The sequence below is a fragment of the Myxococcus dinghuensis genome, assembly GCF_024198235.1.
Lineage (GTDB): Bacteria > Myxococcota > Myxococcia > Myxococcales > Myxococcaceae > Myxococcus > Myxococcus dinghuensis.
This window is the reverse complement of the sequence record NZ_JAKCFB010000034.1, coordinates 24,316-45,616: the sequence shown is the minus strand read 5'-3', so window position 1 is coordinate 45,616 and position 21,301 is coordinate 24,316. Positions and strand designations below refer to the sequence as shown.

Sequence of the window (21,301 nt, the reverse complement as noted above, 5' to 3'; positions counted from 1 at the left end):
GCGCGCGGCCGGACCTGCCGGTCGCCCGTGAGCGGGGCGTCGCCGCGCCCGGAACTCGGGGCCCGCGCATGGGAGCCGCATGCGATAACGTCGGGATTGCACCTGTGACGCGGAGGCCCTCCGGACACCTTCGTCCCGCCTTCCGCCCCTCACTCCCGACGGGGGCCATCTTGAACCGGCGTACCACGTACCTGCTGTGCCTCTCGGCGCTGGCGGTTGTGTCGAGCGGCTGCTTCCTGCGGACGGACTACATCCTCTCGGAGCTGAACAAGCCCTCGGAGGTGAAGAACCCGCCGCTGCCCATCCCCATCCGCGAGCGCGTGGCGCGGCTGACGCGCTCGCACCTGGTGGACGCCTACGCGAACCCCGCGGAGGTGGCGAAGTGGATGTCCGAGCTGGGCCGCTCCCCCCAGCTCGTCCTCGAGCAGCTGGCCTGCCTGCGCGACACCGCGGGCGGCGACAACCGCGCCTGCTACGACACCTTCCTCACCCGCGTGGCGCGCGAGGCCCCCTGGGGCCTGCCCTCCGCGCCCAAGGCCGTGGACCCCAACACCCCGGACGCGCTCGAGGTCGACGCGCAGCGCTTCCTCGCCAACACCCTGGGCATCGCCCCGTCGCTCATGGTGCTGGGCGACGCGCTCGCCGCGCCCCTGGAGCCGTTCCCCACCGAGCGCGGCATCCTCGAGGGCGCGGAGTCCGCCGCGCGGTCCGTGAGCGCGCGCAAGTGGGGCCGCACGCTCGGGCGCCCGTCCAACGCGGTGGTCCTCAGCGGCGGCGGCGCCAACGGCGCGTTCAGCGCGGGCATCATGTGGCGGCTGCTCGGCGTGCTGGAGCAGTGCCGGGGCAAGCCCGCGCCCCAGGGCTGCGGCGACGCGCGCATCGACCTGGCCGCGGGCACCAGCACCGGCGCGCTCATCAGCGCCCTGGTCGACCTGTTCCACACGCCCGGCCAGGAGGCGCGCGCGCGCAAGGTCCTGCTCGACAACTACACGTGCTCGGTGGAGTCGGACCTGTACTGCGTCAACTCGACGTGGATCTGGAAGATCGCCACGGACGTGCGCGGCCTCGTCCGCTTCGACGGCGTCTACCAGAAGCTGCGCTCGGCGATGGTGCCCGCCCAGCTCACCAACGGCACGGAGCTGGTGACGGTCAGCGTGGACTTCGACACCGGTGACGTCTACGGCATCAGCGACCAGGACCCGGAGGACTTCGCCCCCAACGCCACGGAGGCCCAGCGCGTGGAGGGCGTCATCAACGCGGCGGTGGCCTCCATCGTCGAGCCCGTGCTCGCGGAGCCCGTCGGCTGGGTGCCCTCCCGCACCGGCCGCCACCCGGGCACGTTCCTCGACGGCGGCGTGCGCTCCGGGCTGCCGCTGCTCCAGGCCGTCCAGCGCGGCGCCGAGCGCGTGCTGGTCATCTCGACGGGCGGGGTGGACCCCTCGCCCGAGGGGCCCCCGGGCAACGCCGTCGACACGCTGATGCGCACCATCGACCTGTTCGTGGCCCAGCCGCGCGTGGGCGAGGTGCAGCAGGGAGAGCTGGCCGCGGTGGGCCGGCGCTTCGCCGAGTACAACGTCTGCGAGGCGCGGCTGCAGGCCGTGGAGTCCCGCCCCGGCGCCGAGTCCTTCTGCCGCCGCGCGGGCACGGGCTTCGTGCCACCGGAGGCCCGGGCGCTGCCCGCCGCGACCAGCATGTGGCTGGGCCCGGCGCGCTTCGAGCAGGTGGCGTCGAGCTGGCGCACGTCGTGGATGTTCCGCCCCGAGTCCGCCCTGGCGACCGCCAACGGCTATGCCTTCTCCCCGAAGGTGATGCGGCCCCTCTTCAAGGAGGGCGTGAGGACGTTCCAGGCCCGTTGCCAGGAGGTGCTCCGCTTGTTCGAGATCCGCGGCGGCATCGCCCAGGCGGAGTGCGCGAAGGCCGCGGACGCGGCGGTGGCCGAGGCCGAGGCGAGCTTCCCACCCGAGGGCCAGTGCACCCAGGGCAAGCCCGAGCAGCGCTCCTGCGATTGAGGCGACCACCAGCCCCGGCGACTCGAGACGCCGGGGCCGGCGCGACCGCGACTACGGGCGCTGCACCGAGCAGGCCCACTTGTTGAACGAGCAGAAGCAGTCCCCCGTGAGCTGCCCGTCGAGGCAGCACTCGCGCGTGGCGTTGCGCGAGCACGCCGTGCCCGCGATGTTCCCGCAGTGGTTGGACAGCAGCAGGCACGCCGGCTCCGGCTGCGACGGCTCGCAGAACTGGTACGCGCCGTCGCACTCCACATAGGCGCCGTTGGAGGCCGAGCACGTCTCCCCCAGACACGACAACTGGAACCCCGACGCGCACTCCGCCGAACACGACACGATGGCGGCCTCCGACTGCGCCAGCCCCTCCGCCGACTCGGCCGGCCCCGCCCCACCACACGCCGCCAGGACCAACACCCCCCATGCCACCAGGACTCCGGAATACCGCTTCATGACGTTCTCTCGCTTTCACGGGGAGCCCCGCGTCGACGCGCGCTCCCTCCGCGGGCGATTGAAGCACGCGCCCGCGTTTCCCGTGACGGAGTTGCTACTGTTCCAACGAAACGAGAGAGTCCGTTTCCCAGGCGGGCCCGCGCCAGGGCCCTTCGCGAAAGCGTGCTAGGCTCGCACTCCGCGCGTTCCTCCCGCCGGGGCCCGCCGACTTCCAGCGAGGCACGGGCCGCGCGCGCTCCGGAGTGGGTGCATCCCCCCGAGGACTGAGGCATACCTTCGCGGGAGGGGCGCCCCCAGGCGTCCCGCGCGCGCGTCCATGTCCCACCGCTCCACCATCCGCTGGCTCGTCCTCCCCCTGGCCTGCCTGGGCCTCCTCGTGCTCGTCGCGGCCGTGTCCTCCTGGCTGCTGGAGCCCTCCCGCGTCCCCCCTTCCGAACCCACCGCGCCGCCCGAGCGGACGCCGTCCCCCCCGCCCCCGTCGGAACCGGTGCCCTCCGAGCCCTCTCCGCCGGAGTCCCCGTCCGCGCCCGTCGTGCCGCCCCCCGCCTTCCCCTCCCCCCAGTCCGCCGTCCCGGTGCTGCCCGGCCCCGGGAAGCCCGACCCCCGGCGCGTGGTGGAGGTGGAGCCCGTCATCGAGTCCACCCAGGGGGACCTGCGCCCGGAGGACGTCCGGGCCGCCCTGCGCGCCGTGACTCCGCTCGTGCAGCAATGTTTCCAGGATTCCGCACAGCGGAACCGGGGGTCACAGACGGTGAAGCTGCGCTTCCAGGTGGAGGCCCGGGGCGAGGACGGGAAGGGGGACCTGGGGGGTGGGGAGGTGCTGTCGAGCACCATCCCGGACCCGATGGTCCAGGCGTGTGTGCAGGACTCCCTGCTGGACGTCCGGTTTTCCACCCCCTCCCGGGGGGGGAAGGCGACGGTGGTGTACCCCTTCGAGTTCCGCGTACCGGAGGAGACTGGCCGGTGACGGCCGGTTTTGCGTAAGGTTTCGCGAGCCCCCCACCGTTCATGCCCGTCTCCGTCGAACAGCTTGGCCCTCAGGACGCGGATGCCCTGCGGGCGTTGCTTGCGAAGGACCCGGTCCACAACCTCTACCTGCTGGGCCTGCTGGAGGAGTTCGGCATCCACGCCCGGGGGCGGGTGCCCTTCGCCTACTACGGCCGCTTCGACAACAAGGCGCTCACCGCGGCCGTGTTCGTGGGCGGCGAGGGCGGGCTCGTGGTGCCCAGCGCCAGCGACGCCAGCGCCACCAGCGTCATCGCGGACGCGCTCGCCTCGTCGCTGCGCCTGCGCGCCACGGTGGGCGACAAGGCGTCGGTGGACGCGCTCCTGCGCAGCCTGTCCCCGGGCAAGCCCCGCCTGTCGCGCACGCAGCGGCTGTTCGCCGTGTCCGCGGACGACCTGGGGCCCTTCACCAACCCGCTGCTGCGCCTGGCGCGCGAGGAGGACCTGCCCCGGCTCCTGCCGCTGGCGCAGGGCTACGTGCGCGAGGCGCTGGAGCGCGACCCGCTGTCGGAGGACCCGCGCGGGTACGAGGCGCGCGTCGTCCAGCGCGTGCGCCAGCGCCGCACCTACGTGCTGGAGGAGAACGGCGCGCTGGTGTTCAAGGTCGACATCGGCAGCCGCTCCCAGTACGGCGCGGAGCTGGAGGGCCTGTACACGCTCCCCGCCGAGCGCGGGAAGGGCCATGCCCTGCTGTGCCTGGGGCAGATCTCCCGGCACCTGCTGTCGTCGCTGCCCCGGCTCACGCTGCGCATCGACGAGCGCGACGAGAGCACCGCGCGCATCGCCCGCAAGGTGGGCTACCTGGCCGGCCGGACGTGGCGGCTGGTGCTGGTGGAGTAGTTCGCCGGCCCGGACGGGAATGCCCTACAGTCCGCGCCGCCCATGAGCAGCCGTCCCACGCCGTCCCGCCGTCCCCTCTCCGGAGAGGGCCCCGTCATCCTCCACCGCGCCACGGACCCCCGCTGGCTGCCCCTGGCGCTCGAGCACTTCGACGCGGTGTTGGTGGACCACGCCCACTGCGAGAAGAAGGCCGCGGCCAACGCCCTGTCCATGCTCCAGGCGTACCCGGACCTGCCGGACCTGCCGGCGCAGATGGCGCGGCTGGCGCGCGAGGAGTCCGCGCACCTGGCCCGCGTGCTGGACCTGATGGCCGCGCGCGGCCTGACGCTGACGAAGGACGCGGGGGACCCGTACGCCCAGGGCCTCCAGAAGCTGGTGCGCACCCCGGCGCTGGAGCGGCGGGTGGACCGGCTGCTCGTGGCCGCCATCATCGAGGCGCGCTCCTGTGAGCGGCTGTCCCTGCTGGCCGAGGGCCTCACGGACCCGGCGCTCGCCCGCTTCTACGGGGAGCTGGCCCAGTCCGAGGACGGGCACCAGTCACTCTTCTTCCGGCTGGCCGTCACCGCCTCCGGCGACGACGAGGCCCGGGTGCGGGAGCGGCTGGAGACGCTGCTCGCGCACGAGGCGCGGGTGCTCGACGACGTGGGCCTGCGCGCCGCCATCCACTGAGGGCCGCGGCTTCCGGCCCGCCTCGAAGGGCCACACCCACGGCACCATCACCGTCAGCACGACGAGCAGCGCGGCCGTCAGCGGCGTGCCCAGCCGGAAGAAGTCCGTGAAGCGGTAGTGGCCGGGGCCGTAGACGAGCACGCAGCTGGGCTCCAGCGGGGTGATGAAGGAGCAGCTGGCCGCCAGCGTCACGCCCATGGCGAAGGGCCGGGCGTCCACGCCCAGTTGCTGGGCGGCGTTGAGCGCCACCGGCAGCACCACCAGCGCCGCGGCCTGGTTGCTCATGGGCGCCGACAGGACGATGGTCAGCACCATCAGCACCCCCAGCACCGCGCGGGGGCCGCCGTAGGTGCCCAGCGTCGCCACGCGCTCGCCGAGGAAGCGCCCCGCCCCGCTCTCCTCCATGGCGAGCCCCAGCGCCATCATCGACCCGATGAGCACCACCACCCGCCAGTCCACGCGGAACGCGACGCGCGCGTCCACGCAGCCGGTGGCGATCATCGCCAGCATGCCCGTGAGCCCCGCCACCGACAGCGGCAACACCCCCAGCGAGCCCACCCCCAGCGCGCCCAGGAACAGCCCCACCGCCAGCAGCGCCTTGCCGTGGCGCGGCGGCTGGTAGTCGTGTCCGCCGAGCACCACCAGGGTGCCCCCTTCCGCCAGCTCCGCCACCTTCTCCCGCGGCCCGCGCAGGAGCAGCACGTCCCCCACCGCCAGCGGCAGCAGCGACATGCGCCGCTCGCCGAAGATGCGGCCCAGGAGCTGGAGCTTGGTGACGCGGCGGATGGCGGGGTGGCGGTGCAGCGCCAGGACCACCAGGCCGTGGCGCTCCAGGAACAGCGACTCCTTCAGGCTCCGCCCCACCAGCGGGCTGCCCGGCGGCACCGTCGCCTCCACCAGCGCCGTGTCCTCGTCGCGCAGCTCCGCGTCCGACAGCCGCACGTCCGGGCGCAGCTCGATGCCGCGCAGGTCCTTCACCCGCAGGATGTCCTCGCGCGGGCCCTCCACCAGCAGCCGCTCCTCGCCGGTGAGCACGTGCGTGGGCACCGCCGACACCGCGTGCCCGTCACACACCAGGCCGATGACGCGCACGCCCAGCCCCTCCGAAATCTCCGCCAGCGGCTTGCCGATGTAGCGCGAGCCCTCCGGCAGCACCGCCTCCGTGAGGTAGTCGCGCAGCGTCCACGCCTCCGCGCCCTCCGTGCCCTCCCGCGCGGGCAGGAGCCACGGCCCCAGCGCCACCACCAGCACGATGCCCAGCACCACCACCGGCAACCCCACCGGCGCCAGCTCCACCACGCCGATGCCCCGCTGCCCCAGCCGCTCCAGCGCCGCGGACATGACCAGGTTGGTGGACGTGCCGTACAAGAGCACCATGCCGCCCAGCATCGACGCGTACGCCAGCGGCAGCAGCACCTTGCTCGTGGGCACCTTCGCCCGGTTCGCCGCCCCCACCGCCACCGGCAGGAAGGCCGCCGTCGTCACCGTGTTGGAGATGAACGCGGAGAACGCCGCCACCGACACCATCATCGCCAGCACGAACGTCTGGTGGCCGAAGCGCGCGAAGAAGGCCAGCCGCTGCCCCACCCACTGCACCACGCCCGTGGCGGCGAGCCCCTGGGTCATCGCCAACAGCGTGAAGATGAAGATGACGGTGTCGTTGCTGAACCCCTCGAACGCGCGCGCGGGCGTCAACACGCCCGTCAACGCCAGGAGGCACACGATGCTCAAGGACGCGACTTCGAGGGGGATGGCGTCGATGGAGAACAGCACCAACGCGACGACGACGATGCCCAGGACGATGGCGATGGTCATGGAAACCCGGAGGGCCTCCAACTTGTTGTCACTCCGAGGATGGGGTGAGCCCCTGCCGCACCGCGCCGTCAACTACTGGATGCCCGGTCGCTGATAAGAGGAATTAGGAGCGCCCCGGCTGGAGGGCCGGTTGACTGCCGGACGCCAGTTGCTTTTGGACGCCCCTTCCAGAAGTTTTGTCGTCCTTCCCGCAGGTAGGGTGCTCGCCCTTCTTGGCGGACTCGAACATCCCTACCTTGAGACGACACGAGGATACTTCCATGGCTTCGACGCAAGTGGCGGCGGTGGGCACGGACGCCCCCACCAAGAACCCCACGCTGCTGGCCTGGGTCGCCCAGATGGCCCAGATGACCCAGCCGGACCGCATCGTTTGGTGTGACGGTTCCGAGGAGGAGAAGAAGCGGCTGACGCAGCAGGCGGTGGACGAGGGCATCCTCATCCCCCTCAACCAGCAGAAGCGCCCGGGCTGCTACCTGCACCGCTCCAACCCGAACGACGTGGCGCGCGTCGAGCACCTCACGTTCATCTGCACGCCGAACAAGACGGACGCGGGCCCCACCAACAACTGGATGGAGCCGGAGGAGGCGTACACCAAGCTGGAGCAGCTGTTCACCGGCAGCATGAAGGGCCGGACGATGTACGTGGTGCCCTACGCCATGGGCCCCATCGGCAGCCCCTTCACGAAGATCGGCGTGGAGCTGACCGACAGCGTCTACGTGGTGCTCAACATGCGCATCATGGCGCGCATGGGGAAGCAGGCCCTGGACATGCTGGGCGACAGCGACGACTTCAACCGCGGCCTGCACAGCACCGGCGACGTCAACCCGGACCGCCGCTACATCTGCCACTTCCCGCAGGACAACACCATCTGGAGCTTCGGCTCGGGATATGGCGGCAACGTGCTGCTCGGGAAGAAATGCCTCGCGCTGCGCATCGGCAGCTACCTGGGCCGCGAGGAGGGCTGGCTCGCCGAGCACATGCTCATCCTCGGCGTGACGAGCCCCAAGGGTGAGACGACCTACGTCGCCGCCGCCTTCCCGTCCGCGTGCGGCAAGACGAACTTCGCGATGATGATCCCTCCGGCCGAGTACAAGGGCTGGAAGGTCGAGACGGTGGGCGACGACATCGCCTGGATGCGCCCCGGTCCGGATGGCCGGCTGTACGCCATCAACCCGGAGGCCGGCTACTTCGGCGTGGTGCCGGGCACCAACTACAAGACCAACCCCAACGCGATGGAGACCATCGCCAAGGACACGCTCTTCACGAACGTGGCCCTGACGCCGGACGGCGACGTGTGGTGGGAGGGCAAGGACGGCGAGGTCCCCGAGGAGCTCACGGACTGGCAGGGCCGGCCCTGGAAGAAGGGCAGCGCGGAGAAGGCGGCGCACCCCAACAGCCGCTTCACCGCGCCCATGAGCAACAACCCGGTGCTCAGCCCCAAGGCCAACGACCCCATGGGCGTGCCCATCTCCGCCCTCATCTTCGGCGGTCGCCGCTCCACCACCGTCCCGCTGGTCATCCAGGCCTTCAACTGGACCCACGGCGTGTTCCTGGGCGCCACCATGGGCAGTGAGACGACGGCCGCCGCCACCGGCAAGGTGGGCGTGGTGCGCCGCGACCCCATGGCCATGCTGCCCTTCTGCGGCTACCACATGGGCGACTACCTCCAGCACTGGCTGGACATGCAGAAGTCCATCGGCCAGCTCCCGAAGATCTTCCAGGTGAACTGGTTCCGGCAGGACAAGAACGGCAAGTTCCTGTGGCCGGGCTTCGGCGACAACATGCGCGTGCTCGAGTGGATCGTGAACCGCGTGCACGGCCGCGTCCCCACGCAGGAGACGCTGCTGGGCTGGGTGCCGCGCCAGGACGAGGGCCTCAACCTCAAGGGCCTGGACGTCCCCGCGGACGCCGTGGCCGAGGCCACCTCCATCAAGGAGGACGAGTGGAAGAGCGAGCTCAAGAGCCAGGAGGTCTTCTTCGAGCAGCTGGGCACCAAGGCCCCGGAGGCCCTGATGCTCCAGCGCAAGCTCCTGATTTCGCGGCTGGGCGGGTAGTCCACCGGCTGTAGCAGCCTGGAACACCGTCGGGGCCGTCGCCCCACCCGCGCGCCGGGTGGGAGGCGGCCCCGACGCCGTTCACGAGGAGTGAGGTGGCCCTCTTCGCCACACGGCCGGCTCCGCGCTAGTCTCCGTCCACCATGAGACTGGTCCTCGTTTTGTCGGCGGCACTCGTGCTGTCGCCCCAGGTGGCGCTCGCCCAGCGCGCCAAGAATCCACAGGCCCTCATCAAGGAGGGCGAGCGGCTGTACCAGGCGGGCAAGTTCCGGGAGTCCGCGGACGTGCTGAAGAAGGCCCACGAGGCCCAGCCCAACCCGCGGCTCATCTTCAACATCGCGGTGGCGCTGGAGAACGCGGGCGACCTGCGCGAGGCGCTGTCCTGGTATCAACAGTACGTCGGCGCCACGGAGGGCACGGACCCGACGCTGCTCAAGCGCAGCGCGCGCAGCATCGACAAGCTGCGGCTGCTCCTGGACAAGGAGACGCAGGCCCAGGCCAGCGCGGACGCGGAGAAGCAGAAGCTCCAGGAGGAGGCCGAGGTCGCGAAGAAGCGCGCGGACGAGGAGCAGCTGGCCACGCGGCGCGCCGAGGAGGAGAACCAGCGGCAGAAGAAGGCCGAGTTCGACCGCGCGCTCAAGTCCTACAAGACGCAGCGCATCGCGGCCTTCGCCGTCGGCGGCGTGGGCGTGCTGGGCGTGGGCGCCGGCATCCTCTTCGGCATGCAGGCCAAGGACTCGCGCGACAAGTTCGACGCGGCGACGACGCTGGAGACCAAGCAGTCCTTCTCCGACGACACGAAGAGCAAGGCGCTGCTCGCGGACATCGGCTTCGGCGTGGGCCTGGCCGGCGCCATCACCGCCATCATCCTCTATCCCAAGGACGGCCCCCCGGTGGAGGGCGAGGTCCGAATGACGCTGGCTCCGCGTGGCGTGGGCGCCGGCGCCGAGGTGAGCTTCTGATGAAAACGCTCGGATTCCTGACGTGCTGCGCGGTGCTGACGATGACCGGCTGCAGCTTCACCACCGCGGGCGGGCTCACCGAGTGTGAGACCAGCTCCGACTGCAGCTCCAACCAGGTCTGTACGCAGGGCTACTGCCTGCCCCAGCCGGAGGGCTGCGGCGAGGTCTACGGCCCCACGGCGAGCAACCCCATCGTCCTGGGCGCGGCGCTGCCGCTGTCGACGTCCGCCGGGCAGGACGCGTCGGAGGAGCAGGCGCTCAACGCCATCAAGATGGCCCTGAGCGAGATCAACGACCGCCAGGGCGTGGGCGGACGGCTGTTCAACCTGCTCATCTGTGACACGGCCTCCAACCCGGACCGCGCGCGCACGCAGGCCGCGTGGCTGGTGAACGACAAGAAGGTGCCCGCCATCTTCTCGTCCGGCAGCGGCCAGACGGTGGCCATCAGCAGCGAGACCATCAAGGCCAAGGTGCTGCTCATCTCCCATACGGCGACCAGCCCGGACATCGCCAACCTGAGCGACAAGCTGCCGGACGACCCCACCGTGGGCACGGTGTGGCGCACGGCGCCCTCGGACACGCTGCAGGGCCGCATCATCGGCGACCTGGTGCGCAACGCCCGGCCGCTGGCGGACACCTCGCGCCCCTACGCGACGGCGACGTCGGTGGGCATCGCGTACGTGGACGACGTCTACGGCCAGGGCCTCTTCGACCAGCTCCTCACCCGCATCGGGACCGACCGCACGGTGACCTCCGCGAAGTACCCGCGCAACGGCGACATCTCCTCCGCGCGGGATCTCTTCGTCCCGCAGACGGGGGCGCCGCCGAGCGTGGGCGTGCTGGCGGGCTTCTCCGAGGACAACGCGCGGCTCATCGAGCAGGTGGCCTCGCGCGGGAACACCACCCAGAAGTGGTTCTTCACCGACGCCAGCAAGGACCCGACCCTCATCACCACGCTGAAGACCAACAGCCCGCTGGTGGAGGGAGCCTACGGCACCGCGCCCGCGCAGGCCCGCCCTGGCGACCCGGTGTACAACACGTTCAACCAGCGCTTCCGGTCCACCTACAACAACACGGACCCCGGCCAGTACTCCTTCACCGCTCACGCGTACGACGCCATGTACCTGGTGGCGCTCGGTGCCGCGTACGCGGCGGGACCGGACGCCAACGCGCCCCGGACCATCGACGGCGCGGGCATCGCCAAGGGCCTGGCGCACGTGACGCCGCCGGAGGGCGAGGCGGCCACCATCTTCGCGCTGGGCATCGCGGGCTTCTCCCAGGCCCGGGGTGAGATCAGCGCCGGCAAGTACATCAACGTGCGGGGCGCCAGCGGCGAGCTGGACTTCGACGCCAACGGCGAGGCCCCGTCCGAGTACGAGCTGTTCCGCATCGAGGGTGGTGCGTTCAAGACGGTGGAGCTCATCACCCCGACGGAGGACTGACGTCCTCGCGCGCACCCGGGCCTCCCGTCACACGGAGGGGCCCGGGCCGCCCTCCCCCGCCGCCCCGAGCACCCGCGTGAGCGGCGCCAGGGCGGCGGCGAAGTCTCCGGGTGGCGTCAGCAGCGACAGCACCAGGAACGCGCCACCCGTGAAGTCGTAGAAGTAGCCCGGTTGGACGAGCACGCCCGCGTCGAGCAGCGCCAGGCACGTCGCCTCCTCACCCGGCTCCCTCGGAATCCGCAGCACCGTGCTCCACCCGCCGTGCGCCGGCACCACGTCCCAGCACGCGCCCGCGGGACGCGCGGCCGACAGGCGCTTTCTGTTCTCCCGCACGCGCGCCACCGCCGCCGCCTGGAAGTCCGCCGCGTGCGCGAGGAGCGACGGCAGCGCCAGTTGCACCGGCGTGCCCACGGACAGGTACGCGTCCGCCACCCACTCCAGGCGCGCCAGGGCCTCGTCGCGCGCCGCGGCCGGTCCGCCCACGTGCGTCCAGCCCAGCTTCAGGCCGGGCAGCCCCACCACCTTGGAGAGGCCGGAGAGGGTGAAGGTGAGCGCGGGCAGCGCGCGCCCCGCCACCGTGTCCACCCGCCCCTCCTCCACGTCCCAGGGGAAGTCGGAGAACACCTCGTCGACGACGAGCGCCACCTCGCGCCGCGCGCACACGTCCGCGAGCGCCGCGAGCTCACCCTCGTGCAGGAAGTGGCCGGTGGGGTTGCCGGGGTTCACCACCAGCACGGCGCGGGTGCGCGGGCCGAGCGTGGCCTCCACCTCCGCCACGTCCAGGCCGAAGCCATGCGCGAGCGGGAGGCGATAGGGACGCGTCTGGACACCCTCCAGGCGCGCCAGGTGCTCGAAGAGGGGGTAGCAGGGGGCGGGGACGAGGACGTCGTCCCCGGGCTCGCACAGGAGCTTGAAGAGCCACCCGTAGGCCTCGCTGGTGCTGGCCGACAGCACCAGGTGCTCCGGGAGCAGGGCCCCGCCGCGCCGGGAGAGGTGGGCGGCGAGCGCCTCGCGGGCGGAGGACAGCCCCGCGGGCTCTGGCGCATAGCCCATGGCGCCAGGAGTCCGGAGGAGGCCGACGTCCGGAGAGGGGAGCCCCACGCGGGTGGGGTTGGAGTCGGTGAGGTCCAGCAGGGGGAGCTGGCTGGCGCGGCGCCGGGTGAGCGCCTCCGCCAGAGCGTTGGGCGTGCGGGAGAAGTCGGAGCGCGGGGAGAAGCGGCTCACAGCCCCGTCTGCAGCATGGCGTTGGCGACGCGGCGGATGAGCTCGCGGCGCACCTCCCGACGACAGTGCTCGATGGCCTGCTCGTGGGGTCGGGGCAGCTCGGGGTTACGGGCACGCAGGGCCGTCCGCAACACAAGCTCCACCTTGGACGGCTCGATGTGGAAAAGCCGGGCCCCTTCCTTCTGCAGGAAGTAGGACAGCCCCCTCTGATCGATGAGCTTGTTGAAGAAGCGTCGGACGTCCGCGAGGAACGTGAGGTCGATGATGTCCGCCATTCGTGACGGCTTTCTCGCGCGGAAAAATCGGCCCGTCCATTTCACGGCCGCGACACCCGAAAACTTGCGCGACCTGTAGCACCCGCCCTGCGCCGCGAACGCGCCGGAGGCCGAATTTCCGGCCTCAGCGCTCACGGCACCAGAGGGCGCAGGGCCCGCCGGAACGCGGCGTGGCGGCGGCGCGCGTCGGCCTCGAACGGCACCGGCCCGAGCACCCGCACGCCGTGCCGCGCCTCCAGCCGCGCGCGGTTGTCGCGCTCGGACGCGTCCTTCTGGGGCACGCCGCGAGAGAGCACCACGGCCTTCACGGGGATGCGGCGCGCGGCGAGCGCCTCCAGCGACAGCGCCGTGTGGTTGAGGGTCCCCAGGCCCGCGCGCGCCACCAGCACCACCGGCAGCCGCAGCGCCTGGATGAGGTCGATGACGTCGCGCCGCGAGTCCAGGGGCACGAACAGCCCGCCCGCCCCCTCCACCACCACCGGGCCGTGGCGCAACTCCTCCCAGGCGGCCAGCGTGACGCGGAAGTCCGGCTCCCGCCCCAGGCGCGCGGCGGCCACCCCCGGCGCCACGGGCGCGCGGAAGCGGTGCGGGCACAGCACGTCCAGCGGCAGCGTGCTGCGCGCCGCCTCCCGCAGCGCCAGCGCGTCCGCCGGGGCCTTCAGGGTCGGGCAGCCGCTCTCGTAGGGCTTGAAGCCCTGGGGGGACAGGCCCGCGTCGGCCAGCAGCGACACGAGCGCGCGCGACACCTGCGTCTTGCCCACGCCCGTGTCGGTGCCGGTGACGAAGACCTGGAAGGGCCTGGAGTCAGTCACGGCGATGCACTCCCACGCGGGACAGCGCGTCCAGCGCCAGGTCCACGTGTCCCAGGGTGTGGCCGGCGGAGAGGCAGAAGCGCAGCCGGCTGGTGCCCTCCGGCACGGTGGGCGGGCGGATGGCCTTCACCAAAACCCCCGCCTCGCGCAGGCGCCCGGCGGCCTCCAGCGCCCGCTCGGGCTCGCCGAGCACCACGGGGAACACCGCGCTGCGGGCCTCCGCGCGCAGGCCCAGCGCCTGGAGCCCCCGCGCGAAGCGGCGGATGTTGCGCCACAGTCGCTCGCGCAGCTCCACGTCCCGCTCCACCGCGTCCACCGCGGCCTCCGCCGCCGCGCACACCGCCGCCGGCAGCGCCGTGGAGAACACGAACGGCCGCGCCCGGCTGACCAGCAGGTCCGCCACCGCCCGCGACGTGGCCACGTACGCGCCCAGGCCGCCCAGCGCCTTGCTCAGCGTGCCCATGCGCACGTCCACCCGCGCCTCCAGCCCCAGCTCCTCGCACAGCCCCGCGCCGCGCGGGCCCAGCACGCCCGTGGCGTGGGCCTCGTCCACCATCAGCGCGGCCCCGTGCGCCCGGCACACGTCGACGATGGCCCCGAGCGGCGCCACGTCCCCGTCCATGGAGAACACCGTGTCCGTGACGACCAGCTTGCGCCGCGCGGGCGTGCGCTCGAGCTCGAGCGCGAGCGTCTCCACGTCCGCGTGCGGGTAGACGACGACGCGCGCGCGCGACAGGCGGCAGCCGTCCACCAGCGAGGCGTGGTTGAGCGCGTCGGAGAAGACGGCGTCGCCGGCGCCCACCAGCGCGGGGATGACGCCGGTGTTGGCCGCGTAGCCGCTGTTGAACAGCAGCACCGCCTCCGCGCGCTCGAAGGCCGCCAGCCGCGCCTCCAGCCGGTGGTGCGCCGTCGTGTCGCCCACCACCAGCCGGCTGGCGCCGGAGCCCAGCCCGTGACGCTCCACCGCGGCCACGGCGGCGGCGAGCACGGGCGCGGACGCCGCCAGCCCCAGGTAGTCGTTGGACGAGAAGTTGACGAGCGTCTCGCCGCCGATGCGCACCACCGGGCCCTGCGGCGAGTCGAGCGGCTCCAGGTACCGGCGCAAGCCCCTCGCCTGCAGCGCGGCCAGCTCCTCCGCGGCCCAGCCGGAGGCGACGCGCCCCTCCGGCGTTCCCGGCGGGGGCGCTCCCGCCTCCGTCACCTCGCTCACGATGGACTCCCTACCGCTCCCGCCGGGGCTCCAGCGGGCGGATGCCGGCCTTCTCCAACAGCGCCATGTCCTGGGTGTACTCCGGGTTGCCGGTGGTCAGCAGCTTCTCCCCGAAGAAGAGCGAGTTGGCGCCCGCCATCATGCACAGCAGCTGCGCCTCCTCGTTCATCTGCTGGCGGCCCGCGGACAGGCGCACCATGGACTGGGGCATGAGGATGCGCGCGGTGGCGATGGTGCGCACCATGTCCACCGTCTCCACGCGGGGCTGGTCCTCCAGCGGCGTGCCCTCCACGGCGACCAGCGCGTTGATGGGCACCGACTCCGGGTGGTGGTCCTGGTTGGCCAGCGTGCGCAGCAGGTTGCACCGGTCGTCCACGGACTCGCCCAGGCCGATGATGCCGCCGCAGCACACGGAGATGCCCGCGCCGCGCACGCGGTCCAACGTGCGCAGCCGGTCCTCGTACAGGCGCGTGGAGATGATGTCGCCGTAGTGCTCCGGGGACGTGTCCAGGTTGTGGTTGTACGCGTCCAGGCCGGCCTCCTTCAGCCGCTTCGCCTGGCCCTCCGTCAGCATGCCCAGCGTGGCGCACGCCTCCATGCCCAGCGCGCGCACCCCGCGCACCATCTCCAGCACGCTGTCGAACTGCGGCCCGTCCTTCACCTCGCGCCACGCCGCGCCCATGCAGAAGCGCGTGGCCCCCGCCGAGCGGGCCTTGGACGCCGCGGACAGCACGTCCGCCACCGCCATCAGCTTCTCCGCCTTCACGCCCGTCTTGTAGCGGGCCGCCTGCGGGCAGTACGCGCAGTCCTCCGAACAGCCCCCCGTCTTGATGGAGAGCAGCGAGCACAACTGCACCTTGTTGTCCTGGAACACGGCGCGGTGGACCGTCTGCGCGCGGTGCACCAGGTCCAGCAGCGGCATCCCGTAGAGCGCGCGGACCTCCGCCAGCGCCCAGTCGTGCCGGACCTCGACGCCCGCGGGCGGAGGCGAGGCGTGGTGCGCGTGGCCGTGGAAGGACTCACTGGAGGCGGTGTCGGACATGGGCTCCTCGGGAGACTCGGGAGCGCCAAGGTGCGCGGGCGGCGGGAAGTTGTCAACGCTGTCGCGCGAACAGGTTGACGACTTCCCACCGCCCGGCGGAAGGCCCGGCGGCGCCCCGTGGGCGCCCGCCCGGAGTCAGGAGGGGAACGGCGCGTCAGACGTGGACGCGGCGCCGGCCCGCGAAGCCGACCAGGAAGAGGACGAGGAGGGCGCCGAGCACGGAGAACAGCAGACCGGACGGCTGCAGGTCGAAGACGCGGCCGTTGCTGCTGAGCAGCGACCCGATGAAGCCGCCCACGAACGAGCCGACGATGCCCAGGAGCGTGGTGGCCAGCAGCCCCATGGACTGGTTGCCCGGCATGATGGCGCGCGCCAGCAGACCCGCGAGAAGGCCAATGACGAGGAAGGCGATGATACCCATGACGACCTCACTGTGAGTGTTGGGGCGGACGCCCGACGCGGCGCCCACCTGTCTGGTGCGGGAGGCGGCACGCCGCCGTGCCGCCCGTGGGAATGAAGCTGGGTCCCCCCACCCCGGCGTACAACTCGACGCCCCGGGGGTTGACACCCAGCCTGCCTGCCCTGCGGACATCCCTTCGCGACCAGGCGCCGCGACGTCAGGGTTCCGCGATACACACCCGACCCATGGCGAAGGCGAAGACGCACTACACCTGCCAGGCGTGCGGGTACCAGACGGCGAAGTGGCTGGGGAAGTGCCCGGACTGCGGGGCGTGGAGCTCGCTGCTGGAGGAGGCGGGGGCGAAGGACGACGAGAAGCGCCCGGCGTGGGGCGCGTCCGGGGGCGCGGCGAAGCCCACGCTGCTCAGGGACGTCAGCGGCGACGCGGAGGCGCGGCGGCGCACGGGCATCGCGGAGTTCGACCGGGTGCTGGGCGGCGGCGTGGTGGCCGGCAGCGTGGTGCTGCTGGGCGGCGACCCGGGCATCGGCAAGTCCACGCTGCTGCTGGCGGCGCTGGACCGGCTGGCGCGGCACGGGCCGGTGCTCTACGTCTCCGGCGAGGAGAGCCTGCGGCAGACGAAGATGCGGGCGGAGCGGCTGCGCGTGGAGGCGGACGCCATCCACCTGTTCGCGGAGACGGACGCGGAGCGGGTGCTGGCCGCGGCGGAGGCGCTCAAGCCCCAGGCGCTGGTGGTGGACTCCATCCAGACCATGTACCTGCCGGAGCTGGGCAACGCGCCGGGCAGCATCACCCAGGTGCGCGAGGTGGCCGGGCGGATGATGGCGTACGCCAAGCGCACGGGCGTGCCCACCTTCATCGTGGGCCACGTCACGAAGGAGGGCTCCATCGCGGGCCCGCGCGTGCTCGAGCACATGGTGGACACCGTCCTCTACTTCGAGGGCGAGCGCGGCCACCCCTTCCGCATCCTCCGCGCGCACAAGAACCGCTTCGGCTCCACCAATGAAATCGGCGTCTTCGAGATGAAGGGCGCGGGGCTGGTGGAGGTCACGGACCCCTCCGCCCTCTTCCTGTCCGAGCGCCCGGTGGGCAAGTCCGGCAGCGTCGTCACCAGCACCCTCAACGGCACCCGCCCCCTGCTGGTGGAGGTGCAGGCGCTGGTGGCGCCCACCGGCTACGGCACCGCGCGGCGCACCGCCATCGGCGTGGACGGCAACCGCGTGGCGCTGCTGGCCGCGGTGCTGGAGAAGAAGGAGGAGATTCCGCTGGTGGGCTGCGACCTGTTCGTCAACGTGGCGGGCGGCATGCAGCTCAACGAGCCCGCCTGCGACCTGGCCGTCTGCGCGGCGCTGGTGAGCAGCCTCCAGAACCGCCCGTTGGACCCGCACACGCTGGTGCTGGGCGAGGTGGGCCTCGCGGGCGAGGTGCGCGCGGTGGGCCAGGTGGAGCCCCGGCTGGCGGAGGCCGCGAAGATGGGCTTCCAGCGCGTGGTGATGCCCGCGGGCAGCGCCCGGCGCATGGAGGCCACGAAGCTGCGCGTGGTGGGCGTGGAGACCCTGGGCGAGGCCCTCGCCGCGATGTTCGACTGAGGCGGGCGGGCCTACCGGGCCCGCTTGTCGGCCGTCGCCGGCTCGGCCGGGGTGCGCGCGTCGTAGCGCCGGCGCGCCTCCTGGATGGCCGGGCGGTGGCGCGATGCCCACTGGAACAGGGCGCTGACGGGCTCCAGCAGCGTCTGGCCCAGCGGCGTCAGCGCGTACTCCACCTGGGGCGGGAGCGTGGCGTGGACGGTGCGGCTCACCAGCCCGTCCCGCTCCAGCCCCCGCAGGGTGAGGGTGAGCATGCGCTGGCTGATGCCCTCGATGGAGCGCCTCAGGTCGTTGAAGCGCCGGGGGCCCGCCCCCAGGTGGCCCACCACGTTGACGCTCCAGGTGTCTCCCACCCGGTCCAGCACGTCCCGCACGGCCAGACAGGACTCGGACGTGGCGGAGGGGACCCGGCTGAGGGCTGGTGTCATGGGTGTGCCTCCTTGTGCGCGCGGCACCAGCTCGTTACAGGTGCGCCGGTTCCGGGTTGTAACCGAGGACCCCCGCAGAACCCACCCCATCGCAGCCCCCGCAGGTGCCCCCCATGTCGGCCTCCCCGTCCCCCGCCTCGCTCCCCGTGGAGCAGTCCCCCGCCGCCCCCAAGCCCTGGATGCTGTGGGTGGGCCGCGTCTTCGCGTTCGTCGTCGTGGCCATGCTGGGCTTCAGCGCGTCGATGAAGCTCACCCTGTCGCCCCAGGTGCTGGAGGGCATGCAGAAGGGCGGCTTCTCGTCCTCGACCATCATCGGCATCGGCGTGGCGGAGGTCGTCTCCGCGGTGCTCTTCGCCATCCCCCAGACGGCGGTGCTCGGCGCCATCCTGGTCACCGGCTACCTGGGCGGCGCCACGGAGACGCACGTGCGCCAGGGCGACAGCTTCGTGTTCCCCGTCCTCCTGGGCGTGCTCGCCTGGGGCAGCCTGTTCCTGCGCGACCCGCGCCTGCGCGCGCTGCTGCCGCTGCGCAAGCTGCGCTGACGGACGCCCTCCGTCGCGGCACATCGCGCCCCGTGCGGCTCGGCGGGGGCGCGATGCGCGCGGCGGGAGGACTACCAGGTGATGACGTAGGTGCAGGAGCCGCCGCCCTTCTGACGGCAGCCGTGGGCCGGGTCATGGGTCACGGCGGCGTCCGGCGCGAAGCGCTGCGCCATGCCCTTGATGAGGCCCTGGTCGAACCGGCACGGGTACGGGTTGGCCGCCACCAGGACGCCCTCCTTCTTCCCGGCGGTGGGCGTGTAGGAGTAGTGACCGATGCCCTCCACCATCTCCCCGGTGGCCGGGTTGAACATCTCCTTGCCGTGCTTCCGGTGGTTCATGTGGAAGGCCACGTCGATGGAGCCGAGCGCGGCGTGGATGTCCGCGACGTTGGGCGGGAACACCGCGTTCTTCGGAATCATCGACCCCACCTTCTCCAGGCCACGGCCGCCCAGCAGGGTGTCGATCTTCTTGTACGCCAACAGGTAGTCCTCGATGGGGTACCAGTGGCTCTGGTCGATGGTGCGCGTGCCGTCCGCGCGGGGCACGACCTTCATCACGTCCAGCAGCGCGTCGACCAGGACGGAGAAGGACTGGATGGCCTCCACGATGGAGTAGACGCTGGCGCCCGTCACGGTGACGCCGGGCTCGATGGGGAACTGGGACGACTGGCTCATTGCTCGAAGGTCCTGGGGGCGGCTCTCCTGGAGCCGCCGGAAGAGCGGTCTCAGCCCTGACGACCGTTGGAGTCGAAGGCGCGGTAGGCGGTGTGGTTGCGCAGGTACAGGAAGCACTCCTTCAGGCCGTCGCGCAGGCTGCCCAGCGTCTTCACGTCGCGCAGGTCCACGCCGATCTGGGTCAGCGTCTGCGCGATGACCGGGCTGATGCCGGTGACGACGCAGTAGGTGCCCAGGAGCCGGGCCGCGTTCACCATCTTCACGAAGTGGTTCGCGGTGGAGGTGTCCACCACCTCCACGCCCGTGATGTCGATGATGACGCAGCGGGCCTTCCCCTGGGAGATGCGGTGCAGGAGCCGCTCCGTCATCTCCAGCGAGCGCTGCGTGTCCACCACGCCGACGATGGGCAGCGTGAGCACGTCCTCCCACAGCTCGATGATGGGCGTGGACAGGTCGCGGATGGCCAGCCGCTGCTTCTCGATGGTGGAGAGCTTCTCCTCCAGCTCGCGGCGCGTGGAGTCCAGCTTGCGGATGGACTGCTCGTTCTCCTTCACGGAGGCGTGGAGCTGGCGCGCGAAGAGGTTGATGGTGTCCTCGAAGGACGCGAACGTGTCGTGCCCCTCCACCGGGATGAGGTGCTGGTCCGGGTCGAACTCCCCCAGGGAAATCATGGCCAGCACGTCACGGATGCGCTCGAGGCGCTCGAGGTTGACTTCGATGACCTGGGACTGCGTCTGCGGCTGAGTCATGGGCGCGCACGGGCCGGACGCTGAAACAGGGGTGACAGGGGAAGAGGCGTCCAGACCGGGATGGGAGACGATATGCCCAAACCCTCACACCGCTTCAAATGGGTGGGACGAGACCCGGATGATACACCGCTCCCCGTGGGAACCGTGATACATCTGGAAGCTTTGCCAGCCCCGGACGCAGCGTCAAAGACTCACAGCGGGGGCAGGCGGGCGCGATAAATCCAGACAGCCATCCGGCCGCCGTGTCTGGAATTTCACGCCGTCACGGATGTGACACGGGAGACACGCCGCTGTCGTCCGGCCGATGATGCCGCGGCGCGTAGACGTCCACGGTCGGACGGGGAGTCCGCGTCGCTGACGCGGCCGTGACGCGCCGGGGCTACCACGGGGGCATGCCGTCCCCTGCCCCGCTCCCGTCCCCCGCGCTCGACGCCGAGGTGAAACCCCGGCTGCGAGGACTCTCCCATGCGCTCGCCTTCCTGGCGGCGCTCGCCGGGAGCGGGGTGTTGCTGGCGGCGCCGGTGCAGGGGACGCAGCGCTGGGCGGACGGCGTCTTCGGCGCGGCGCTGGTGCTGATGTTCGGGACGAGCGCGACGTATCACTGCCCGGACTGGAGCCCCGCGGCGCACCAGCGCCTGCGCCGGCTGGACCACGCAGCCATCTACCTGCTCATCGCGGGGACCTTCACACCCCTGGCCACGCTGGACGCGGCGGGCGCCTGGACGCGACATCTGCTGTGGCTCATGTGGCCCTGCGCCCTCACGGGGGCGGGGCTGTCGCTGGCGGGCATCTCCGGGTCGCGCGGCGTGCGCTCCGTGCTCTACGTCCTGCTGGGCGCGCTGGCCGCGCCCGTGATGCTGCGACTGCCAGAAGTGATTGGCGCCGCACGCGCCGCGTGGCTGCTGGCCGGCGGGCTCTGCTACGCGCTCGGCGCCGTCGTCTACGCGCGACGGTGGCCGGACCCGATCCCCGCATTCTTCGGTTACCACGAGGTCTTCCATCTCATGGTCATCGCCGCGGCCACGGCGCACTACGCGGTGTTGTTCGACGTGGTCTGGAACCCGTGAGGTCGGGTGTGTCGCAACATGTCGTCACCGA

Annotated in this window: 20 protein-coding genes and 1 pseudogene; 10 read left to right on the top strand and 11 right to left on the bottom strand. The window is 72.0% G+C overall.

Going from position 1 to position 21,301, the window contains the following annotated elements:
• Nucleotides 1-170 precede the first annotated feature (170 nt).
• Nucleotides 171-2,009 carry a patatin-like phospholipase family protein gene (locus tag LZ198_RS32355; RefSeq protein ID WP_253975983.1) on the top strand — a complete coding sequence of 613 codons (1,839 nt, stop codon included), beginning with the start codon at nucleotides 171-173 and terminating at the stop codon, nucleotides 2,007-2,009.
• A 51-nt stretch (nucleotides 2,010-2,060) separates the two neighbouring features.
• Here LZ198_RS32355 and LZ198_RS32350 read toward each other — a convergent pair whose 3' ends face one another.
• The gene (locus tag LZ198_RS32350) at nucleotides 2,061-2,456 is read right to left on the bottom strand and encodes a hypothetical protein (protein WP_253975982.1); all 396 of its coding nucleotides are present in this window, start codon (nucleotides 2,454-2,456) and stop codon (nucleotides 2,061-2,063) included.
• A 316-nt stretch (nucleotides 2,457-2,772) separates the two neighbouring features.
• Here LZ198_RS32350 and LZ198_RS32345 point away from each other — a divergent pair, with 316 nt between their 5' ends.
• Genes LZ198_RS32345 through miaE form a run of 3 tightly spaced genes read left to right on the top strand, consistent with a single transcriptional unit; the run spans nucleotide 2,773 to nucleotide 4,970 of the window.
• Entirely contained in the window at nucleotides 2,773-3,423 is a 651-nt protein-coding gene (locus tag LZ198_RS32345; protein WP_253975981.1) for an AgmX/PglI C-terminal domain-containing protein, read from the top strand.
• A gap of 41 nt (nucleotides 3,424-3,464) precedes the next feature.
• Nucleotides 3,465-4,301, top strand: a complete 837-nt coding sequence (locus LZ198_RS32340; protein ID WP_253975980.1) for a GNAT family N-acetyltransferase — start codon at nucleotides 3,465-3,467, stop codon at nucleotides 4,299-4,301.
• Between the two features lie 42 nt (nucleotides 4,302-4,343).
• Nucleotides 4,344-4,970 (top strand): tRNA-(ms[2]io[6]A)-hydroxylase, encoded by a 627-nt coding sequence (gene miaE, locus LZ198_RS32335; RefSeq protein ID WP_323383120.1) that lies wholly within the window; start codon nucleotides 4,344-4,346, stop codon nucleotides 4,968-4,970.
• Here miaE and LZ198_RS32330 read toward each other — a convergent pair.
• Nucleotides 4,971-6,785, bottom strand: a pseudogene (locus LZ198_RS32330) (SLC13 family permease); the annotation flags it as partial.
• 260 nt (nucleotides 6,786-7,045) lie between these two features.
• Between LZ198_RS32330 and LZ198_RS32325 the strand changes: the two are divergent.
• The 3 genes from LZ198_RS32325 (at nucleotide 7,046) to LZ198_RS32315 (ending at nucleotide 11,243) form a co-directional block, all read left to right on the top strand.
• Nucleotides 7,046-8,839: a phosphoenolpyruvate carboxykinase (GTP) gene (locus LZ198_RS32325; protein ID WP_253975978.1), complete on the top strand. Its 1,794-nt coding sequence runs from the start codon at nucleotides 7,046-7,048 to the stop codon at nucleotides 8,837-8,839.
• A 143-nt stretch (nucleotides 8,840-8,982) separates the two neighbouring features.
• Nucleotides 8,983-9,801: a hypothetical protein gene (locus LZ198_RS32320; RefSeq protein WP_253975977.1), complete on the top strand. Its 819-nt coding sequence runs from the start codon at nucleotides 8,983-8,985 to the stop codon at nucleotides 9,799-9,801.
• Nucleotides 9,801-11,243: an ABC transporter substrate-binding protein gene (locus tag LZ198_RS32315; protein WP_253975976.1), complete on the top strand. Its 1,443-nt coding sequence runs from the start codon at nucleotides 9,801-9,803 to the stop codon at nucleotides 11,241-11,243. Before LZ198_RS32320 ends, LZ198_RS32315 begins: the two co-directional genes overlap by 1 nt.
• A gap of 27 nt (nucleotides 11,244-11,270) precedes the next feature.
• Here the strand turns inward: LZ198_RS32315 and LZ198_RS32310 are convergent, their stop codons facing one another.
• From LZ198_RS32310 to LZ198_RS32285, 6 genes are all read right to left on the bottom strand, one after another.
• Nucleotides 11,271-12,467, bottom strand: coding sequence for a pyridoxal phosphate-dependent aminotransferase (locus LZ198_RS32310; protein ID WP_253975975.1), 1,197 nt, complete (start codon nucleotides 12,465-12,467; stop codon nucleotides 11,271-11,273).
• Nucleotides 12,464-12,742: a hypothetical protein gene (locus LZ198_RS32305; RefSeq protein ID WP_253975974.1), complete on the bottom strand. Its 279-nt coding sequence runs from the start codon at nucleotides 12,740-12,742 to the stop codon at nucleotides 12,464-12,466. Before LZ198_RS32305 ends, LZ198_RS32310 begins: the two co-directional genes overlap by 4 nt.
• 131 nt (nucleotides 12,743-12,873) lie before the next feature.
• Nucleotides 12,874-13,554, bottom strand: a complete 681-nt coding sequence (bioD, locus tag LZ198_RS32300; protein WP_253975973.1) for a dethiobiotin synthase — start codon at nucleotides 13,552-13,554, stop codon at nucleotides 12,874-12,876.
• Complete coding sequence (bioF, locus tag LZ198_RS32295) at nucleotides 13,547-14,755, bottom strand: 8-amino-7-oxononanoate synthase (RefSeq protein WP_407667482.1); 1,209 nt, start codon at nucleotides 14,753-14,755, stop codon at nucleotides 13,547-13,549. Before bioF ends, bioD begins: the two co-directional genes overlap by 8 nt.
• Nucleotides 14,756-14,774: 19 nt before the next feature.
• Nucleotides 14,775-15,806, bottom strand: coding sequence for a biotin synthase BioB (gene bioB, locus LZ198_RS32290; protein ID WP_253975972.1), 1,032 nt, complete (start codon nucleotides 15,804-15,806; stop codon nucleotides 14,775-14,777).
• Between the two features lie 154 nt (nucleotides 15,807-15,960).
• Nucleotides 15,961-16,227 (bottom strand): GlsB/YeaQ/YmgE family stress response membrane protein, encoded by a 267-nt coding sequence (locus LZ198_RS32285; protein ID WP_253975971.1) that lies wholly within the window; start codon nucleotides 16,225-16,227, stop codon nucleotides 15,961-15,963.
• A gap of 224 nt (nucleotides 16,228-16,451) precedes the next feature.
• On the opposite strand from LZ198_RS32285, the gene radA reads away from it, so the two are divergent.
• Nucleotides 16,452-17,813, top strand: a complete 1,362-nt coding sequence (radA, locus tag LZ198_RS32280; protein ID WP_253975970.1) for a DNA repair protein RadA — start codon at nucleotides 16,452-16,454, stop codon at nucleotides 17,811-17,813.
• 11 nt (nucleotides 17,814-17,824) lie between these two features.
• On the opposite strand, the gene LZ198_RS32275 is transcribed toward radA, so the two are convergent.
• Nucleotides 17,825-18,238: a winged helix-turn-helix transcriptional regulator gene (locus LZ198_RS32275; protein WP_253975969.1), complete on the bottom strand. Its 414-nt coding sequence runs from the start codon at nucleotides 18,236-18,238 to the stop codon at nucleotides 17,825-17,827.
• Nucleotides 18,239-18,351: 113 nt separating this feature from the next.
• Here LZ198_RS32275 and LZ198_RS32270 point away from each other — a divergent pair, with 113 nt between their 5' ends.
• The gene (locus tag LZ198_RS32270; RefSeq protein ID WP_253975968.1) at nucleotides 18,352-18,780 is read left to right on the top strand and encodes a DoxX family protein; all 429 of its coding nucleotides are present in this window, start codon (nucleotides 18,352-18,354) and stop codon (nucleotides 18,778-18,780) included.
• 71 nt (nucleotides 18,781-18,851) lie between these two features.
• On the opposite strand, the gene LZ198_RS32265 is transcribed toward LZ198_RS32270, so the two are convergent.
• Both LZ198_RS32265 and LZ198_RS32260 read right to left on the bottom strand, forming a co-directional pair.
• Nucleotides 18,852-19,454, bottom strand: coding sequence for a hypothetical protein (locus tag LZ198_RS32265; protein WP_253975967.1), 603 nt, complete (start codon nucleotides 19,452-19,454; stop codon nucleotides 18,852-18,854).
• 50 nt (nucleotides 19,455-19,504) lie between these two features.
• Nucleotides 19,505-20,203, bottom strand: coding sequence for an STAS domain-containing protein (locus LZ198_RS32260; RefSeq protein ID WP_253975966.1), 699 nt, complete (start codon nucleotides 20,201-20,203; stop codon nucleotides 19,505-19,507).
• A gap of 392 nt (nucleotides 20,204-20,595) precedes the next feature.
• Here LZ198_RS32260 and trhA point away from each other — a divergent pair, with 392 nt between their 5' ends.
• Nucleotides 20,596-21,270, top strand: coding sequence for a PAQR family membrane homeostasis protein TrhA (gene trhA / locus LZ198_RS32255; RefSeq protein WP_253975965.1), 675 nt, complete (start codon nucleotides 20,596-20,598; stop codon nucleotides 21,268-21,270).
• Nucleotides 21,271-21,301: the final 31 nt, after the last annotated feature.

Coding starts and splice junctions, on each gene's coding strand:
- LZ198_RS32345 (WP_253975981.1), top strand. CDS start 2,773: ATGTCCCACCGCTCCACCATCCGCTGGCTCGTCCTCCCCCTGGCCTGC.
- LZ198_RS32275 (WP_253975969.1), bottom strand. CDS start 18,238: ATGACACCAGCCCTCAGCCGGGTCCCCTCCGCCACGTCCGAGTCCTGT.
- LZ198_RS32350 (WP_253975982.1), bottom strand. CDS start 2,456: ATGAAGCGGTATTCCGGAGTCCTGGTGGCATGGGGGGTGTTGGTCCTG.
- LZ198_RS32315 (WP_253975976.1), top strand. CDS start 9,801: ATGAAAACGCTCGGATTCCTGACGTGCTGCGCGGTGCTGACGATGACC.
- miaE (WP_323383120.1), top strand. CDS start 4,344: ATGAGCAGCCGTCCCACGCCGTCCCGCCGTCCCCTCTCCGGAGAGGGC.
- LZ198_RS32340 (WP_253975980.1), top strand. CDS start 3,465: ATGCCCGTCTCCGTCGAACAGCTTGGCCCTCAGGACGCGGATGCCCTG.
- bioB (WP_253975972.1), bottom strand. CDS start 15,806: ATGTCCGACACCGCCTCCAGTGAGTCCTTCCACGGCCACGCGCACCAC.
- LZ198_RS32325 (WP_253975978.1), top strand. CDS start 7,046: ATGGCTTCGACGCAAGTGGCGGCGGTGGGCACGGACGCCCCCACCAAG.
- LZ198_RS32270 (WP_253975968.1), top strand. CDS start 18,352: ATGTCGGCCTCCCCGTCCCCCGCCTCGCTCCCCGTGGAGCAGTCCCCC.
- LZ198_RS32320 (WP_253975977.1), top strand. CDS start 8,983: ATGAGACTGGTCCTCGTTTTGTCGGCGGCACTCGTGCTGTCGCCCCAG.
- LZ198_RS32285 (WP_253975971.1), bottom strand. CDS start 16,227: ATGGGTATCATCGCCTTCCTCGTCATTGGCCTTCTCGCGGGTCTGCTG.
- LZ198_RS32260 (WP_253975966.1), bottom strand. CDS start 20,203: ATGACTCAGCCGCAGACGCAGTCCCAGGTCATCGAAGTCAACCTCGAG.
- LZ198_RS32305 (WP_253975974.1), bottom strand. CDS start 12,742: ATGGCGGACATCATCGACCTCACGTTCCTCGCGGACGTCCGACGCTTC.
- trhA (WP_253975965.1), top strand. CDS start 20,596: ATGCCGTCCCCTGCCCCGCTCCCGTCCCCCGCGCTCGACGCCGAGGTG.
- radA (WP_253975970.1), top strand. CDS start 16,452: ATGGCGAAGGCGAAGACGCACTACACCTGCCAGGCGTGCGGGTACCAG.
- LZ198_RS32265 (WP_253975967.1), bottom strand. CDS start 19,454: ATGAGCCAGTCGTCCCAGTTCCCCATCGAGCCCGGCGTCACCGTGACG.